Origin of the sequence: Staphylococcus sp. GDY8P120P (assembly GCF_017892065.1) — a bacterium.
GTDB classification, from domain to species: domain Bacteria; phylum Bacillota; class Bacilli; order Staphylococcales; family Staphylococcaceae; genus Staphylococcus; species Staphylococcus nepalensis.
In genome coordinates this window covers 42,502-59,769 of the sequence record NZ_JAESKI010000002.1, presented here as the reverse complement: position 1 = coordinate 59,769, position 17,268 = coordinate 42,502, and the positions used below count along the sequence as shown (strand labels likewise).

Annotated in this window: 19 protein-coding genes; 8 read left to right on the top strand and 11 right to left on the bottom strand. The window is 32.2% G+C overall.

What is annotated here, in order from left to right; translation table 11 throughout:
* Positions 1-380 precede the first annotated feature (380 nt).
* The gene (locus KA900_RS00630; protein ID WP_210139176.1) at positions 381-1,025 is read right to left on the bottom strand and encodes a metal-dependent transcriptional regulator; all 645 of its coding nucleotides are present in this window, start codon (positions 1,023-1,025) and stop codon (positions 381-383) included.
* A gap of 120 nt (positions 1,026-1,145) precedes the next feature.
* Between KA900_RS00630 and KA900_RS00625 the strand changes: the two genes are divergently transcribed.
* Genes KA900_RS00625 through mntC form a run of 3 tightly spaced genes read left to right on the top strand, consistent with a single transcriptional unit; the run spans position 1,146 to position 3,661 of the window.
* Positions 1,146-1,877, top strand: a complete 732-nt coding sequence (locus tag KA900_RS00625) for a metal ABC transporter ATP-binding protein (protein WP_119487934.1) — start codon at positions 1,146-1,148, stop codon at positions 1,875-1,877.
* A 21-nt stretch (positions 1,878-1,898) separates the two neighbouring features.
* Positions 1,899-2,729: a metal ABC transporter permease gene (locus tag KA900_RS00620; protein ID WP_096810801.1), complete on the top strand. Its 831-nt coding sequence runs from the start codon at positions 1,899-1,901 to the stop codon at positions 2,727-2,729.
* Entirely contained in the window at positions 2,729-3,661 is a 933-nt protein-coding gene (gene mntC / locus KA900_RS00615; RefSeq protein ID WP_210139175.1) for a manganese ABC transporter substrate-binding lipoprotein MntC, read from the top strand. Before KA900_RS00620 ends, mntC begins: the two co-directional genes overlap by 1 nt.
* 274 nt (positions 3,662-3,935) lie before the next feature.
* On the opposite strand, the gene KA900_RS00610 is transcribed toward mntC, so the two are convergent.
* The 9 genes from KA900_RS00610 to KA900_RS00570 all read right to left on the bottom strand — a co-directional run bounded on the left by KA900_RS00610 (position 3,936) and on the right by KA900_RS00570 (position 12,851).
* Positions 3,936-5,987 (bottom strand): cation:proton antiporter, encoded by a 2,052-nt coding sequence (locus KA900_RS00610; protein ID WP_103373007.1) that lies wholly within the window; start codon positions 5,985-5,987, stop codon positions 3,936-3,938.
* Between the two features lie 439 nt (positions 5,988-6,426).
* A complete protein-coding gene (locus KA900_RS00605) occupies positions 6,427-6,876 on the bottom strand; it encodes a Na+/H+ antiporter subunit G (RefSeq protein WP_103372816.1) in 450 nt (149 codons plus the stop codon).
* Positions 6,851-7,153: a Na+/H+ antiporter Mnh2 subunit F gene (mnhF2, locus tag KA900_RS00600; RefSeq protein WP_019468408.1), complete on the bottom strand. Its 303-nt coding sequence runs from the start codon at positions 7,151-7,153 to the stop codon at positions 6,851-6,853. The genes KA900_RS00605 and mnhF2 overlap by 26 nt, the downstream gene beginning before the upstream one ends.
* A complete protein-coding gene (gene mnhE2 / locus KA900_RS00595; protein ID WP_096810805.1) occupies positions 7,150-7,632 on the bottom strand; it encodes a Na+/H+ antiporter Mnh2 subunit E in 483 nt (160 codons plus the stop codon). Before mnhE2 ends, mnhF2 begins: the two co-directional genes overlap by 4 nt.
* On the bottom strand, positions 7,632-9,134 hold the full coding sequence (gene mnhD2, locus KA900_RS00590; protein ID WP_096810806.1) for a Na+/H+ antiporter Mnh2 subunit D: 1,503 nt from the start codon (positions 9,132-9,134) through the stop codon (positions 7,632-7,634). Before mnhD2 ends, mnhE2 begins: the two co-directional genes overlap by 1 nt.
* A complete protein-coding gene (gene mnhC2 / locus KA900_RS00585; protein WP_096810807.1) occupies positions 9,124-9,471 on the bottom strand; it encodes a Na+/H+ antiporter Mnh2 subunit C in 348 nt (115 codons plus the stop codon). The genes mnhD2 and mnhC2 overlap by 11 nt, the downstream gene beginning before the upstream one ends.
* Positions 9,468-9,893, bottom strand: coding sequence for a Na+/H+ antiporter Mnh2 subunit B (gene mnhB2, locus KA900_RS00580; RefSeq protein WP_096810808.1), 426 nt, complete (start codon positions 9,891-9,893; stop codon positions 9,468-9,470). The genes mnhC2 and mnhB2 overlap by 4 nt, the downstream gene beginning before the upstream one ends.
* Positions 9,880-12,276, bottom strand: a complete 2,397-nt coding sequence (locus KA900_RS00575) for a DUF4040 family protein (protein WP_210139174.1) — start codon at positions 12,274-12,276, stop codon at positions 9,880-9,882. Before KA900_RS00575 ends, mnhB2 begins: the two co-directional genes overlap by 14 nt.
* 23 nt (positions 12,277-12,299) lie before the next feature.
* Complete coding sequence (locus KA900_RS00570; RefSeq protein ID WP_096810810.1) at positions 12,300-12,851, bottom strand: tyrosine-type recombinase/integrase; 552 nt, start codon at positions 12,849-12,851, stop codon at positions 12,300-12,302.
* A gap of 146 nt (positions 12,852-12,997) precedes the next feature.
* Here KA900_RS00570 and sroA point away from each other — a divergent pair, with 146 nt between their 5' ends.
* Both sroA and KA900_RS00560 read left to right on the top strand, forming a co-directional pair.
* The gene (gene sroA, locus KA900_RS00565) at positions 12,998-13,204 is read left to right on the top strand and encodes a sigS mRNA-stabilizing protein SroA (RefSeq protein WP_096810811.1); all 207 of its coding nucleotides are present in this window, start codon (positions 12,998-13,000) and stop codon (positions 13,202-13,204) included.
* Positions 13,205-13,218: 14 nt separating this feature from the next.
* The gene (locus tag KA900_RS00560; RefSeq protein WP_210139173.1) at positions 13,219-13,437 is read left to right on the top strand and encodes a DUF2922 domain-containing protein; all 219 of its coding nucleotides are present in this window, start codon (positions 13,219-13,221) and stop codon (positions 13,435-13,437) included.
* A 380-nt stretch (positions 13,438-13,817) separates the two neighbouring features.
* Here the strand turns inward: KA900_RS00560 and KA900_RS00555 are convergent, their stop codons facing one another.
* Positions 13,818-14,054, bottom strand: a complete 237-nt coding sequence (locus KA900_RS00555; RefSeq protein WP_096810813.1) for a hypothetical protein — start codon at positions 14,052-14,054, stop codon at positions 13,818-13,820.
* Between the two features lie 250 nt (positions 14,055-14,304).
* Here KA900_RS00555 and KA900_RS00550 point away from each other — a divergent pair, with 250 nt between their 5' ends.
* The 3 genes from KA900_RS00550 (at position 14,305) to sarA (ending at position 17,028) form a co-directional block, all read left to right on the top strand.
* Positions 14,305-15,234, top strand: coding sequence for a DMT family transporter (locus KA900_RS00550; RefSeq protein WP_210139172.1), 930 nt, complete (start codon positions 14,305-14,307; stop codon positions 15,232-15,234).
* A 118-nt stretch (positions 15,235-15,352) separates the two neighbouring features.
* Entirely contained in the window at positions 15,353-16,291 is a 939-nt protein-coding gene (locus KA900_RS00545; protein ID WP_210139171.1) for an efflux RND transporter periplasmic adaptor subunit, read from the top strand.
* Between the two features lie 362 nt (positions 16,292-16,653).
* Positions 16,654-17,028 (top strand): global transcriptional regulator SarA, encoded by a 375-nt coding sequence (gene sarA / locus KA900_RS00540; RefSeq protein WP_210139170.1) that lies wholly within the window; start codon positions 16,654-16,656, stop codon positions 17,026-17,028.
* Positions 17,029-17,268: the final 240 nt, after the last annotated feature.

Genomic DNA, 17,268 nt, shown 5'->3' with positions numbered 1-17,268 from the left:
TAAAAGGCGCCTTCATTTTTGAAATGGAGGTGCCTTTTAGTATTTAAAACCTTGCAATTTTGAATGTTCATACTTACTTATAGCTGCTGTGCCATTTTATGGTCTCTTGTCCTTACCTCCCAATAGCATCAGTGCATTAAAATATCGTACCTTTATAAAAAAGTGGGCAAAAACAGACGACTTTGACACGATGAAATTACTTCTATACGTTTGTTTCTATCATCAAGTTAAATCAGCTTTAACAGCTATTAATATATAAACCTTATTTAACTAAATTGTAACTCCTACTTATGCTTAAACAAGGATCATTCTCTTTCTAAACACAATTATATACAATATTCATAAGAAAATGTAAATCAATTCTCTATAATTGAACTCTACTATTTTTCAGCATAAATATGCATTGCATTATCATGACTAAGCACTGTTATTTTATCTTCTTTCTGGACCATAATGACTTTATTTGTATCATCTTTATTCACTATCTTTATTTGTTCATCAATTAATATATCTTTACTTGTTAAATAAACTAACAATTCTGTTCTGTCCCGAACCCGCTTAATTGTCACTTCATCTCCAGCTTCAAATGACAATAAATTGGTTGTATATATCTCTTTATATTGGTTGTCTCTTGGTATAATACCACCATGAGGGCAAGTAATTGGATAATCTAATAATTTATCTAAGCGTTCTACGAATAAATGAGAAACTTTATGCTCTAGTACCTCTGCTTCTTGATGTACCTCTTCCCAATTATATTCTAATATTTTTATTAAAAATAACTCTAATAAACGATGTCTTTTAATAATGTCTAAAGTGTATGTCAATCCTTCTTCTGAAAGTTGCACACCTTTATACGGTTTCGTTTTTACAAATCCAGATTTTTCTAAACGATTTACCATTTCACTTACAGATGGCGGTTTAATATTTAAATACTGGGACAATGTCTTATTTGAAACGAAAGAATGATCGCCATTATGCGTTAAAATTGCTTTCAAATAATCTTCTTTTTCTTCAGTTAGCATGGTCTCACCTCTCAAGTCATTCACTTTATTGTACCACGAATCTACTTGACACGCTAAAAGTTCATGTTATATTATGAATTAAATTAGGTTAGCCTAAAATTTAAATTAAGGATGTCTAAAATGTTAAAAATTAATAACTTAAATCTCACTTTAGGGAACAAACATGTTTTAGATGATATCAATCTTGAAATTCCTGTCAAAGGTGAAATTATTGGAATTATGGGACCCAATGGTGCAGGAAAATCCTCACTACTTAAATCTCTCATCGGAGAATTTAAATCAACTGGAAGTGCTAATTTACATAATATTGCTATGCAGCAAACGCTAAAAACAATAACATATATACCCCAAAAAGCACATATTGATTTAGATTTTCCAATTAAAGTTGAGGACGTTGTACTTTCAGGGGCTTATAAAGATATTGGATGGTTTAAATTTATTACTCCTAAGACGAGGTCTAGACTTAATCAGCTCTTACAAACATTAGAATTAGAAGATTTAAGAAGCAGACAAATATCTGCTTTAAGTGGAGGTCAGTTACAAAGGGTTTTAGTAGCTAGAGCGCTCATGACAGAAAGTACGCTTTACCTTTTAGATGAACCATTTGTTGGCATTGATTTCCATAGCGAACAAATCATTATGTCTCAATTACGCGCACTTAAAAAAGCGGGCAAGTTACTATTGATTGTTCATCATGATTTATCAAAAGCAGAAGAATATTTTGACCGTGTCATTCTTTTAAATAAAACGATTCGTTTCTTTGGAGAAAGTCACGTTGCTATGCAACCAGAATATCTAAACAGAACATTCTTAAATCCTACAAACCAACAACAAAGTTCAGAATCGGCTTAAATAGAAAGGAAGTAGCATTATATGGAATTTTTCCAACATCTATTTGAATACAAGTTTTTAAGTAATGCATTAATTATTTCAATTATTGTAGGAATCGTTTGTGGAACAGTTGGTTGCCTCATCGTGCTTAGAGGCTTATCTCTTATGGGGGATGCAATGAGCCATGCGGTATTACCCGGCGTTGCCCTGTCCTTTTTATTCGGTGTTCCTATGTTTATTGGTGCATTAGTTACAGGTATGATCGCCAGCATTTTTATAGGCTTTATTACTAAAAGCAGTAAAACCAAACCCGACGCAGCTATTGGCATTAGTTTTACAGCCTTTTTAGCAACTGGGGTCATTTTAATTAGTTTAATAAATAGTACTACTGATTTATATCACATTCTTTTTGGTAATTTATTGGCAGTAACACAGTCTACTTTTTGGTCGACTGTAGTCGTGGGTGTCATTGTTATGATTTTAATTATTATTTTTTATAGACCATTAATGATTTCTACATTTGACCCTATTTTTAGTAGAATGAGTGGTTTGAACACTACTTTTCTACACTACTTCGTTATGTTATTGCTTTCACTTGTTACTGTAGCAAGTATACAAACTGTAGGTATTATATTAGTTGTAGCATTACTTATCACCCCTGCTTCAGCTGCATTTTTAATTGCTAAAAAACTACATACAATGATGATCATTTCCAGTTTAATAAGCATTATAAGTGCGATGGTCGGCATGTACTTTAGTTATATTTATAATATTCCAAGCGGTGCAACGATTGTTTTATGCGCGTTTGTTATCTATATCATTATTTTTGCTTGTAATAAAATGCAAGTGTTCACAAAAAAAGGAGTGGTTTAATGAAAAAGTTATTAACAGTTGCACTTATCTTCCTTTTATTCTTAAGTGCGTGTAGCAACGGTAAAAGTGATTCTTCATCTCAATCTCATGACAAAATAAAAGTCGTAACGACAAATTCTATTCTATACGATATGGTTAAAAACGTTGGTGGCGATAATGTTGAAATACACAGTATTGTCCCAATTGATCAGGACCCACATGAATACGAAGTTAAACCAAAAGATATTAAAGCATTGACAGATGCAGATGTCATCTTTTACAACGGATTAAATTTAGAAACAGGTAACGGTTGGTTCAAAAATGCTTTATCACAGGCCAACAAATCATATGAAGATGGTTCTGTTGTCAAAGTTTCACAGGACGTTAAACCTTTATACTTAAATGGAGCAACAGAAGGCGACGAATCTAAACAAGACCCACATGCCTGGTTAAGCTTAGACAATGGTATTAAATATGTAAAAACAATCAGTGATGCTTTAATTAAAAAAGATGACAAACATAAAGATGATATTGAAAGCCATACAAAGGATTATGTAGCTAAATTGGAATCTTTAAAACAAGATAGTCATGAGAAATTTAACGACATCCCTAAAGAAAATCGTTCAATGATCACAAGTGAAGGTGCTTTTAAATATTTCTCTAAACAGTTTGATATTAAACCTGGATATATTTGGGAAATAAACACTGAGAAACAAGGCACACCTGAACAAATGGAACAAGCTGTTAAATTTGTTAAAGATAACCACCTTAAACATCTACTTGTCGAAACTAGCGTAGACAAGAAAAGCATGCAAAGTTTAAGTGAAGAAACGAATTTAGATATCTACGGAGAAGTTTATACAGATTCCATAGGTAAAGAAGGCACTAAAGGTGATTCTTATTATAATATGATGAAAGAAAATATCGATATCGTACACGGCAGTATGGAATAATAACAAGGCTATTTAACCTACTTTGTAGGTGAATAGTCCCATGTCGTACGTTTCCCTCCTAATGACGTACGACATGGTGGTATTCAAGCCTTAAATCATCTATCTCCCTTAACTCCATCAATGGTTGGCTCCTCCCCCCATTGATGGAGATTTTTAATGAAAAAGGGAATTTTAGCTCAAATCATTTTATATCCTAAAAAATTCATTTCATTTATACAATTCAATTCACCAAAAAAACAGATTCCGATATCGGAATCTGTTTTTCACTGATAGCTTAATCCGTTAAACTATCAACAATAATCATTTCATCATAGTTAATGGCTTCACGTAATTTCAAAGCAGTTACCTCGTTAATTTCTTCATCTTCAACAAGTTCATTCAAGACGCGACGTTGCTCTCTAAGTGCCTCCAACTTAATTTTAGTGATTGACGTTTCACTTTTAGGATTAAAGAAATTCGAAGGTGTTAAGTTTTCAATTCTCATTAAATAACTATCACAAATCATGCCCACTTCTAATTTATTTTCTTCAGTCGTCTCTTTACCTAGACGACTTACCACGCGATAATGCACTGTTCTCATTACATTAGAAATTTCTCGCAAGTTATCAATCACAGATAAAGACGAAGCAGCGTTGGTTTTTACTTTTGTCTTAATTCTACTTTTTAAAATAAATGCTTTTAATTCAACTTTGATACGTTGGATTAAAGAAGACTGTTTATAAACTTGTGTACGTTCAGCATAACGCATGTAGTTATCTAAAACATTCGTTGTAATATCTCCATTAGATACTAAGCTATTAAGTGTATTGTTTTCAACATCAAATGCGATTTTTTGCAATCTTTCTAGTTCTTTAGTATTTTCATCTTCATTTTCAACCGTTTTAAGAAAAGCTAATTTATCATGATAATCTTTAATGACGTTACCGTATAAAAAACTAGATGCTTCAGATGATAATTGATTTAAATGTTCTATCACTTTCTCTAAAATATATATACGCGCTTGCTTAAAGTTCATACCACGTTGTTTTGGTTTTACTGCATTAGGTGTCACCATTGGCAACACAATTTGCGCAATGATTAAACTCATGACCACCATACCTGACGCAATAAATAGCAAATCATCTCTAAACACAAAGGAATGGTGATCCGCCAACATGTAAGGTAATGTTAAAGCAATAGCCAGAGAAATTGTTCCATGCACGCCACATAACGTCATGATAAAAGCATACATGCCTCGTTTGGGTGGTGTCTCTGAAACATTAGCATTATCTTCATAGTTGCTAAGTATTTTTTGGAACGGACTGATTGGTAAATAAAAATAAGGATATAAAACAAAAACCCATAAAAATCTAAATAAGTATATTGCTAAAGCGATTAAAACCGTAACAACAATTAGAAAGATAAAATTATGTGGTTCATTTTCTATAATTCTCCCGACAAGTTCAGGAACTAAAAATCCTAAAATAGAAAATACAAAACCATTCAAAGCATAACTTAATATATTCCATGTATGATTGTAACTCATTTGTAACCTTGTACGTGCCTGTGCGATACGATCACGTTCAAAACCATGTACTAATCCTGCTACCACTGCTGCAATAATACCTGATGAATGGAACATTTCAGCAACGAGATATGTAATAAAAGGGGTTAGAAGCTGTATAAATGTAAACATATTTACATTTTCAATACCTCTTCTAGAAAGTGATACTCTGAATCTAACTAAGGCAACACCAATAATTAAACCTACAATAAATCCGCCTATTGAAGATATTAAAAATTGTTCAACAGCATTTACCATTGAAAATCCACCTGTGATTAAAGCTGCTACAGCAATTTTAAAAGAAATAATACCCGCAGCATCATTTAACAATGATTCACCTTCTAAAATTGTCATAGAACCTTTTGGAAGAATTTTTCCATTTGTAATTGCTTGAACAGCTACTGCATCAGTTGGACACAAAATAGCGGCCAATGCGAATGCAGCAGCTAATGGTAATTCAGGCCATATCCAATGCACAAACAATCCAACTACTATAACCGTTGTGACCACAAGTCCTAAGGCCATCATTAATACTGGTTTGATATACCGGCGTAAATGGACACGAGACACTTTTACACCTTCAACAAATAATAATGGCGCTATTAGTGCAACCATAAATAGCTCTGAGTCAAAATGGAATTCAACAGGTATCGGCGTAATATACAATAACATACCGAGCATAATTTGGATAAAAGCTAGGGGGATTTTAGGTAAGGCGATATGTACAAGGGAACTTGCAATAACTACCGCTAAAAATATCAGTATTGTTTCAAATATTTGCATGGTTTCACCTCTTTTCAACATTAATGACTTTCATAATTGTTGAGGTTGAAACAAAAAATACCATCGTTTTTAATGAACAGATTGTGTCTCAAACTCTTACATATCTAGTTATTATTTTTAATAGATATGCTTTTTAAAATTAACACAATTACAGATATGTATTATTTTATCATTTTTTTAGTAACCCCTGAAACGGATTGCACTTCAAAAATAATATTTTCACCAAATATAATTTAAATAATACTGCACGCTTTATATCAATAAAAAAGGCTCTATACTAAACAGGGCTGATTTTTATATCAGTCTTCTTTGACAAAGAGCCATAAAAAAAGAACAGATTAGAAATTAAAGGTTAATTCATTGATTTCTAATCTGCTCATCTATAAATGACGTATTTTCTATAATGCTTTATTTTAACAATGTAAAGAAAGGCTTAAAATTAATATATGTCTTGTTCTTTTTCATTTACTTTACGTCTGCGTTGTTCACGTACTTGAGCACGTTTTTTTAATTGATCAAACGTATCATTTTCTGTAGCGCTTAATAAGATACTTGTTTGTTTAGGAGCATCACTTTTTCGGTACATATAAGCGCCCGTACGATATGCTGCTCTAGATATTAAATGCCCTCCAACAGGAGAGGTTAAATTGATAAATACCAATGCTAAAATCATTCTGACACTTAGGTACCCTTGAGAAGAAATAAAATAAATAATCACGCCAACAAGTGTTAACAATACTGACAGTGTAGAACTTTTCGTAGAGGCATGACTTCTTAAAAATACATCATGGAATTTAATTAGGCCAATCGCACTAATTAAAGCGATAATACTTCCTAAAAACATCATAAAAGCTGCAATTAAATTAACGATTTCGCTTGTTATTTGCATTAAAGACATGCCCCCCTTCTATAAATCTAGAGATAGACACAGTACTCACAAATGAAATAATCGCGATTAATAAGATAGAATCTAGGAATGAAAAAGTACCAAATACAATACTTAACACGCCCACCGTCGACATTAATATCGCACTAGCAGTATCAAATGCAACCACTCTGTCAGCAGTAGTTGGTCCTTTAACTAATCTAAATAAAGTTAAGATTAACGCAATACCAAATAAAATAATTGAACTAGTTATAAAGAAATTTATCAATGATTCGATCATTCTGCCACCTCCAATATGAGACCTTCATATTGTCTAATGCTTTTTAGCAGTTTCTGTTTTTCTTTCTCTGAAATGTCAATTGCATGTATAAAGATTTTCTTTCTTTCTTTTGAAATTCTTATAACCGTTGAACCAGGTGTAATAATAATAAGTATAGTTAAAAATGAAACTTCCCAATCTGTTTCCAATGTCGTTTCATACGTCACTAAGCCTGGATTTAAATCTTTCGTTTTAAATAAAATATAATTGATGGTTGTCATGCTTGATGTGATTAACTGGTATAAGTAAACAGCTAAAAATTTAATAGCCACCCATACTTTTTTCAAATAAAACTGTTGGCCGAAAAAGCGATGCAGTATATAGATAACTACTAAACCAATCAAGTAACCCGAGAAGAAGGTAGAGGCTCTAAATGATTCTTCGTCTTGAAATAACACCCATAAAAACGCAATGACCATATTAAGTAAGACTTGTCTCATTATTTATCCTCCTTCACTAAATGAGGATTCACCATTTTTTCATATAATCCGTCATCCATATTCATGTGGGTAGCATTATCTGTCACTTTAAAAATTAATGGCGCTGCCAGGCCCATCGCTAATATTGTTGCAACAAGCACGCCTATCAAACCTTTACGGTATGTAGGAACTGATTTAAATTCTAATGGCTCTCCTTTTTGAGCATTACCGAGATACATGGTAAAGAAGATTCTAAACAAGCTAAACATGGCAATTAGGCTAGTTAAAATCATCAATGCTAAACCAATGTAGTTACCATTCTCAAGTGCTCCTTCAAAAATAAACACTTTACCTGGGAAACCGCTAAATGGTGGTACGCCTCCAATTGCTAAAATCATCACCACAAAAGCTACGCCAAAAAATGGTTCTTGTTTCGCTAAACCATATAAATTTTTGTATTGTCGGTAACCGGTAATGTACACCAAACTACCAATTATAAAGAATAGTAATGTTTTTACAACAATATCATTCGCCAGATAAAAGATAGCGCCATTAACACCGGCAAATGTATTTGATCCTAAACCTAATATGATAAATCCAATAGAAAGGATAACCTGATATGCTGCTATCTTTTTTATATCTCGATAAGCTAGTACGCCAAACGCACCTATTAACATAGTTACACAAGATAAAAATACAAGCAGTGGATGCGTAATACCATTATGACTATCGAATAATAATGTAAAGAATCGAATTAACGCATAAGCACCTACTTTTGTCATCAGTGCTGCAAATAATGCTGCTAGTTCAGTATTTAATACTGCATAAGCTTTTGGTAACCACATGAACAACACAAGTGCTGCTTTCGCACTAAAAGCAATTAAAAACACCATCGAAATGATGACAACTGAACTTTCACCATGCATTTCACTTAATCTTTGGGCAACTAATGAAAAATTCAAAGTACCCGTTAGCTTATACAGCAAGCCAATTCCTAATAATAGTAACCAAGAACCTAATATATTAAGAACCACGTAAATGATAGCTGCACGTAATTGTTCGACTGATTGTCCCAACGTGACTAACACAAACGAAGCCAGTAACATCACTTCGAACATAACGTATAAATTAAACAAATCAGCTGTTAAAAATGATCCAATCACGCCGACTGTTAAAAACAAAATAAAACTCGGCAAATAGTAACGGATGGCTCGTTTTTCCTTTCTACCAAAGCCATACGCCATGATTAATGTAACGACAAAACTAGAAGTAGTTACCATTAATAGACTTAATGAATCACCCACAAACTGAATGCCATACGGGGCTTTCCATCCACCGAAATCTAAAGCAATTGGTTTATCTCTCATTACATGAATCAATAATAATAAAGATATAAGTGTCGTGACAGCCATTGTTCCAATTGAAAAAATTCTTGAAAGCCTACTCTGTGTACGAATAAATACAAGTACGAGCCCGCAGACTGCTGGGAGAAGTAATGGTAGAATTAATAAATTACTCATCATTATTGTCATCACCTCTTAGCACATCAATTTCATCTTCTTTAGTTACTCGATACGTTCTATATACGAGCACAAGTAAAAACGCAGTCATAGCAAAACCAATCACAATAGCAGTTAATACAATCGCTTGTAGCAATGGATCCACAAAGTTTTTGCTACTTTCACCAATAAGTGGTTCAACCATGTTTTTACCGTACTTACCCATGCTCATAATAATTAAATTTCCTGCATGCGTATAAATTGAGATACCAATAACAATACGTATTAAGTTGACGGATAATATCATATACGTTCCTATAAATATTAAGAAGCCAATAACCATTAATAATATCAAGTTCATGAGCGACCACCACTTATAGAAAGCATAACCGTCACTACAACACCGACTACCGCTAATACAATACCAGCTTCAAATATTGTCACAGTTGTTAAATGTACTTCGCCTAATATCGGCAATTGGACATGTGCATCAGTTTGGTAAAGGAACGGTTTACCAAAGAACATTGGAACGACGGCAGTAGCAAATGACACCAATGAACCAATAATCATTAATATTCTAAAATCAAGCGGTAAAGCGACTAATACTTGTTTAACATCAAAGGCCAAGAACATTAATAAAAATGCAGAACTGAAGACAAGTCCACCAATAAATCCGCCACCCGGATTATTATGCCCAGCTAAAAACAAGTAGAAGCCAAATGTTAACAATATAAAGACTACGATTTTGGTGATTGTGCGTAAGACTACATCATTCTCTTTCATCTTGACCCCTCCGTTCTTTAAAGTTAAGTAATGTATAGATTCCTAAACCAGCGATAATTAATACCATTCCTTCAAATAAGGTATCCATAGCACGGAAATCACCGAGAATTGCATTTACAATATTTCTACCACCTGCTAATTCATATGCATCATGATAGAAAGTAGAAATTGTTGGCATCGTTTCAGCTTGTTGAGCAATAAAGACAAGCATCACTACGATAATTGCCATTGCTAATGAAACGATAATCTTGACGGCCTCACGTTTTTTATGCACTTTCGTACGTGGAACGTTTGGTAAACGTGAAAAACTTACGATAAACAATATAGTAGTAATGGTTTCAACTACGAGTTGTGTTAATGCCAAATCAGGTGCTTTCATCAAGATGAAAAATATTGTTACACAATAACCAACGATACCATTTAATATAACCATCGTTAAACGTTGTCGAATAAATGTTAAGGCAATACCTAAAATAAAGACAACGATTAATGTGATAATTTCTAATGGACCAAACTCACTGACATGTATCTGTTTAACATCCGGAAAACCAGCTTGAATAATACCGTAGACCACTACGATGATGAAAATAGCTAATGTTAATGTAATATAGTGATTCAAACGGTTATTCATCAATGTGCGAATACTATATCCAGAATAATTTTCAAATTGTTTATATGAATCTAAGTATAAATCTGTAATAGATTTAACTTTAATTTTTTCTGCTTGCTTTTTCCAATTAATTTTAAACACTTCTATAAATCCTACAACAATTACAATTAAACTTAATATCAGTGGTAAATTAAAACCGTGCCATTGAGAAATATGTGGTGCGATGTCATCTACTTTTTCTCCAATTGTGATACTTCGTAATGCCGGTAAAATAATATAATGACCAAATAAATTTGGTATAAAGAACACGACCGGTAACAAAATCATCATAATTGCAGAAGGTAATGTAAATAAAAATGGCTCATGAGGCGTTTGTACTGGTAAATCTGCTTTTTTAAATTCACCCCAGAACACTTCTTTAATCATGTAAACTGCATAAATAAGCGTAAATATACTGGCAGTCACGCCTATAAATGCAATCATTATAGTTAAAATTAAATTAAATTGTGGTAATTGATGTGAACTTACCAAACCTTCAAAAAACATTTCCTTACTTAAGAACCCATTAAGGAATGGTATACCTGCCATAGATAAGGCAGAAAGTAACATAACTATATGCGTAATCGGTAGTACTTTCCTTAAACCAGATAATTTACGGATATCTCTTGTGCCTGTTTCATGGTCAATAATACCTACGCCCATAAATAATGCACCTTTAAATAACGCATGGTTCATCAAATGAAACAGACCCGCAAAGAGTATAAGTCCATAAATTTTTGAGAGCTCACCAGTGGTATGTTGTGCAAAACCACCGCCAAGTCCGACCATCGAAACAATCATACCTAATTGACTAATCGTAGAATAAGCCAAGATGGCTTTTAAATCATATTGACGTATGGCATTAATTGCGCCAAAAATCATCGTTATTAACCCTACAAAGGTAACAGAATATATATAGAAATCGCTTAGACCTAAAACAGGTGTAAATCTAAATAGTAAAAAGATACCTGCTTTAACCATTGTGGCAGAATGTAGATAAGCGCTCACCGGTGTTGGTGCTTCCATAGCTTTGGGTAACCAAATATGGAAAGGAAATTGCGCTGATTTAGTAAATGCGCCTAATAGTAACATAATAATAATTGGTATAAATAAATTGCTTTCGGCTATTTTGTCGCTTTGAGCAATAATAGATGAAATAGAATTAGTTCCTGTCACAGTGTAAATCATGATAAACCCTGTCAGTAATGCAAGACCACCAAATACTGTGATTATAAATGATTGAATAGCGCCAAACTGACTTGCTCCTTTATCGTACCAATAAGCAATGAGTAGAAAAGATGATACACTTGTCAGTTCCCAAAACACGTACATCAAAATAGTGTTATTTGAAGTCACAATACCTAACATACTGAACATAAATAGTAATAAATATATATAAAAGCGTGGTAAGTGATCATGTTCTTTTGATAAATATTGTGTTGCATAATAAAACACTGCTAACCCAATAAGTGATATTAACAAACTAAAAAATAAACTTAATCCATCTAGCTTAAAATCTATGTTGATATCTATTAAGGTGAGCCATGGTATTTTTACTGAGACAAATTGTCCCTTCATCACTTGCGGTATTTGCCACAAAAAGTAAACAGAAGAGATAATTGGTGCTATTAAAGCTATTAGACCAGAAATTTTGTGAAATTTACGATTTGTCATCGTAAGCAATACTACTACCATTATTAAAATAATCGCACTAAGTAGATAAATGAAACTCATTCTATCCCCCCTTTAAGTATAATTTATAAATTTAAAGCTATTGTTGTTTTGCTTGATTTCGTAGAGATACCAATAAACTTCATCGTTTCAAACGTGGTCTGGTGCCCCAAATATTTTTGAATAATTGATATAGATATACCAGATTGGTATGCATGATACGCAAATGTTTTTCGCAACGTTGTCAAACCAATGTGTAACATACCTAAATCTTCTGCGGCAGTATGAATAATACGGTAAGCTTGTTGCCTAGATAGACCTTTTAGTGTCCTATTTGACTGAAACAAAAGTTCACCATTTTCTAATTGTTGTTCTGTGATATATGCCATTAATTCATTTCTTAATGTTTCTGGTAATCTAATTTGAATCCTAGGGGCGTGCGTCTCCACCCAATAATATTTTACACCCTTATCTTCAATTCTTACATCTTGCACGTTTAAATTTAATAAAGAAGAAAGTTTCACACCCGTATGTATAGCAAACTTAAATAATAGATAATCACGCTGTGACTTAGACTTTAACGCTTCGTACATCGCTTTTATCTCATTAATATTTCTAATAGGATCTACTTGATTCATACATTCACCTCTGAATTCATTAATGTTCCATATTTAATGATATATCATGATTTTGTCACATGAAAGTATTTTGTCTAATTTTTTTAAATTTTTTTGCCCTTTTTGCAAATGAAAAACGATATATATAGTGAAAGGAGGTTACACAAATGAATCAAATCAGTCAACTAGCAGTCACCATGTCGCGCACATCCTATGATAAAGATGGTAAAGCTACTCAATTCAAGCGTCATTTTGCAAATTTAAATACTGAAGCAACTACTGACCAAATTAAAAGCTTTAAATCTATTATCGAACAAATTACTGGAGAAAAATTTGAAACTGTTGAAATTATCAAAACTGAAACAGTGAACTAAGGAGGTAAACTAAGATGACACAAACTTTAGAACTTGTATTTATTGACGCCGTGAATAAAGATATTAAAATACAAATACCGAAAATTGAACACTTCATCAATGAAAGTGCTGTAAAAGATGGAATGAATAAGTTGATTACACTAGATATATTAAGACCAAAAGCTGGCATTCCAACGAAGGTACATGCGGCACAAATCATCGATAAATCTACAAAAATTATTTTTGAGGTTTAATTAAGGTGTAGTAAGACCAAAAAAGCTATATAAACTAAATATCATGCATAAGTGCTAACTAACATTAAAAGGGATACAAGAAGTATTAATACACTTGCATGGGATGATACTAAGGCCAAGTGGGTTACATGAACTAATGCCCATGCATCATATCACTAACGCGATAAAATTGAGAAGTGATACTTTAGCGTTAGCACTTTAGAAAAGTAACACCTTATCAACTAATACCAACATTAAACTCAAGGCTGAGGCATCATTGAATTTATGGTGTCCCAGCCTTTTATCTATTAATATGAGAAAAATACGTTCCAGTAATCATAGATGTTCCAATTAAGCCGTAATTACAATTTTTGTACGTATCCTTATCACTATCCATTGCATTAACTATTCCTGCAAGGCCGCAACCTAACTGTATCACCGAAAAACACTTTACTTTTCCCCAATTTTTTACACATCGTGTACTGATCAAACACTTCAATAACTTGGGCAAGGTTTTTATACGATCTTCTAGGATTTAAAACTTCTATAAATTGACCTTTATGAACTCCTTCATTACTTCCTGCGCTTATAAAAAACGTTTCTTCATCTAATAAGCGTATAATCGAAAGTTGTTTCAATGTAAATTGCCACCGCTTCTTTAAATATTTAAATTACCATAAAATAATGATCCCTAATTTTTATGAGTATTTTTTATAATTTTGATTGATTCGTTTTACTTTTAAAAATCAATCAATGTAACTATTTTATTATATTTCTTTAATTGTGTACATCATTTTATGTACAGATTTATACACGACCACAAAATAATATAGGCATATCTGCATCTTTCCTATATAATGAAGTTATCTCTATAGAAAGCGTGATTTAATGATTCTTTTATATTTAGTAGGCATCATTGCTGGAATGGTTGTTCCATTCCAAACTTCAATTAATTCAAGGTTGAGTCTTTATACAAAATCCTCATTTTATGCTTCAACCATTTCTTTTGCTACTGGCACAATCTTTTTAATTTTGATTAATTTAATTACAAATCCGCATGTTTTTACTACACAATTTTATAGTGACCAAACTTTGAGTTATGTGTGGTTTATCGGTGGTATACTTGGGGTAGTATTTTTAACTGGGAACTTATTATTACTTCCAAGATTGGGCGCTTCCTTAACAGTAGTTATGACTGTCGCTGGACAAATTATTATGGGCGTTACAATTGATACATTCGGTTGGTTCGGCGCAGATGTAGAACCTTTTACTATATTTAAAGTGTTAGGTATCTTATTTTTAATTTTGGGGATCATTCTTATGAATTATTTACGCAGAAACCCAAAAGATAAAAATATGAATTCTAAAGTTTATATTTGGCTCATAATTGGATTTATATTTGGTTTTTGTCCTCCAATACAAACAGCTATCAACAGTGCTTTAGGCCAACAAGTGCATTCATCTATATTAGCATCATTAATCTCATTTATAATTGGAACAATAACATTATTTATTTTAACAATGATTTTCAACAGAACACTTAAAATGACTACTTACCATTCACAAAAAGGTAAATTAAAACCTATTTATTTCATTGGTGGTATCTTGGGTGTAATTTTTGTTACTACAAATATTATACTAATGCCTCATCTTGGTGCAGCATTAACTACAATCATTGTGATGTTAGGTCAAATGTTGATGGGAATTATCATCGACCATTTTGGTCTATTAGGCACATTTGTAAACAAAATCACCAAAAGAAAAATCATCGGCATCATTGCAATGATGATTGGTATTATACTTTTAAGATTATTTTAATAAATAAAGCACAGCGTTATTTACTTTTAAAAAATGGTGGATAACGCTTTTTTTATATGGCAGAAAAGATACAAACACAGTATAATCATTACATTAAAACATTAGAGGTGATAAATTATTGAAACGTATCTGTATTCTACTACTCGCATTGCTTATCTTATTTAGCACAACTGCATTATTTTTATGGTTATATTTAAAATCAAAAACAACCTTCATCGCAAATAACCAAATTGAAACGATAAAGGTTACCTACAAAAAGCCCCAATACTTCATAGGCAAACAAGAGCCTTCTCAGTTAATCACAATCGATTATAATCCAACTAAGGGCGCCATACATGATTGGTATGTTCAAAACCAATCGAAGGTAGCACAAAATCAACCACTTTTCGAATACTATAATCCCCAAATCGAACAGCGCATTACTTTAAAACAAAGACAACTCGCTCAATTAACTCAAAACAAAACATACGCATCTACGAACTATGATTTAGCTATAAAAAATCTAGAAACTGAAATTGCGCAACTACAAACTCAATTACGCACAACCATCTTCGCTCCTATCTCTGGTATAATTAACATAAATTACACATATTCTTCTTTAAATAAGTTACCATTGGTTCAAATATACGATGCAACACCTATCATAAGAGCAAAGGTTTCTGAAAACGACCGCCCCTTTTTGCATGTAAAAGATAAATTAAAAATAAAAGCCAAGAACGGGAGGACTTCTAGCGGAGAAATAAAGCAAATTTCTACACTGCCACTCAAGCAAAATCAAGCATCTCAAAATTCCAAATATTTAATTGAAATTACACCAAAACCTGCTTACTTCTTTGGAAGTCATGTTGAAATTGAAATACCTAATACTCAAATTGAAATACCTCGCACAGCAATAGATAATGATCAATTCGTTTACCTGCTAAGAAATAAAAAAATTATTAAAAGGGTTATTAAACTAGAAAAATCGGGTAATAAAAAAACTATATTGATAACTGAAGGATTAAAGCCCGGCGATGTCATAGCTAGGAATGCTGGTACTGTGCGATTTAAAAATTAAATGTGTACAGTATAAATGCCATAATCTTTTAAAATGATATTTGTCTTTTATGTTTTTTATCAAATAGTGACAAATTGTAATAGAGAAGCATTAATTATGATTCAATCATTGGTATTTAAATAATTGAATTAATAATTTAAATCATTACTGTGATGTTTAAACGGTTTTTTGTTTACTTTCTATTTTTATTTAGTTATAATAAATTAAATAATGCTGGTTTTAATATATTTTACCCAAATTTATTAGAGCTGTAAATTATGATAAAAACTTTGTATTCAACTTTGAATTAAGACAAATTATTATACAAAAAGATTTTTAATATGTATATTTGATTGGGCATATAAATTAGGGAGGAATTAAGCATGGCTATCACCAAAATTAACGATTGTTTTGAATTATTAGCGATGGTAACATACGCTGATAAATTAAAGAGTATTATCAAAAAAGAATTTTCAATAAGTTTCGAGGAGTTTGCTGTATTAACATATATTAGCGAACACGAAAGTGAAGAATATTACTTAAAAGATATCATCAATCACCTAAACTATAAACAGCCACAAGTTGTTAAAGCAGTTAAAAATTTATCTCAAGAAGATTACTTTGATAAAAAACGTAATGAGCACGATGAAAGGACTGTATTAATATTAGTTGATTCTAAGCAACGCAAAAAGATCAACGAATTATTATCACGTGTCGACAAACGTATCCAAGCATCAAATGATGAAAAAGAAGTATAAACAGCTTTTTCTTTCACATAATACATCTATAAATAATTCAAAGTCTGGGTCATGACTAAATGATTCAGACTTTTTTATGCGGCGCTTTGCCAAAGCGGTCTGAGACAAATTTTTTCGCTTAGACATTCTTAGGTTACTTAATCTCTTTTTTAATATAAGAAGCATAAAGTCGCGAAATTAATAAGATATAGTTGCCCAAGTTTTCATGATTTCTATACCCGAATGATATTTTCTTATAAT

What these genes read in the sequence shown, in the direction of transcription:
- KA900_RS00630 (WP_210139176.1), bottom strand. Translation starts at nt 1,025, where the DNA reads ATGCTAACTGAAGAAAAAGAAGATTATTTGAAAGCAATTTTAACGCAT.
- KA900_RS00625 (WP_119487934.1), top strand. Translation starts at nt 1,146, where the DNA reads ATGTTAAAAATTAATAACTTAAATCTCACTTTAGGGAACAAACATGTT.
- KA900_RS00620 (WP_096810801.1), top strand. Translation starts at nt 1,899, where the DNA reads ATGGAATTTTTCCAACATCTATTTGAATACAAGTTTTTAAGTAATGCA.
- mntC (WP_210139175.1), top strand. Translation starts at nt 2,729, where the DNA reads ATGAAAAAGTTATTAACAGTTGCACTTATCTTCCTTTTATTCTTAAGT.
- KA900_RS00610 (WP_103373007.1), bottom strand. Translation starts at nt 5,987, where the DNA reads ATGCAAATATTTGAAACAATACTGATATTTTTAGCGGTAGTTATTGCA.
- KA900_RS00605 (WP_103372816.1), bottom strand. Translation starts at nt 6,876, where the DNA reads ATGCAAATAACAAGCGAAATCGTTAATTTAATTGCAGCTTTTATGATG.
- mnhF2 (WP_019468408.1), bottom strand. Translation starts at nt 7,153, where the DNA reads ATGATCGAATCATTGATAAATTTCTTTATAACTAGTTCAATTATTTTA.
- mnhE2 (WP_096810805.1), bottom strand. Translation starts at nt 7,632, where the DNA reads ATGAGACAAGTCTTACTTAATATGGTCATTGCGTTTTTATGGGTGTTA.
- mnhD2 (WP_096810806.1), bottom strand. Translation starts at nt 9,134, where the DNA reads ATGATGAGTAATTTATTAATTCTACCATTACTTCTCCCAGCAGTCTGC.
- mnhC2 (WP_096810807.1), bottom strand. Translation starts at nt 9,471, where the DNA reads ATGAACTTGATATTATTAATGGTTATTGGCTTCTTAATATTTATAGGA.
- mnhB2 (WP_096810808.1), bottom strand. Translation starts at nt 9,893, where the DNA reads ATGAAAGAGAATGATGTAGTCTTACGCACAATCACCAAAATCGTAGTC.
- KA900_RS00575 (WP_210139174.1), bottom strand. Translation starts at nt 12,276, where the DNA reads ATGAGTTTCATTTATCTACTTAGTGCGATTATTTTAATAATGGTAGTA.
- KA900_RS00570 (WP_096810810.1), bottom strand. Translation starts at nt 12,851, where the DNA reads ATGAATCAAGTAGATCCTATTAGAAATATTAATGAGATAAAAGCGATG.
- sroA (WP_096810811.1), top strand. Translation starts at nt 12,998, where the DNA reads ATGAATCAAATCAGTCAACTAGCAGTCACCATGTCGCGCACATCCTAT.
- KA900_RS00560 (WP_210139173.1), top strand. Translation starts at nt 13,219, where the DNA reads ATGACACAAACTTTAGAACTTGTATTTATTGACGCCGTGAATAAAGAT.
- KA900_RS00550 (WP_210139172.1), top strand. Translation starts at nt 14,305, where the DNA reads ATGATTCTTTTATATTTAGTAGGCATCATTGCTGGAATGGTTGTTCCA.
- sarA (WP_210139170.1), top strand. Translation starts at nt 16,654, where the DNA reads ATGGCTATCACCAAAATTAACGATTGTTTTGAATTATTAGCGATGGTA.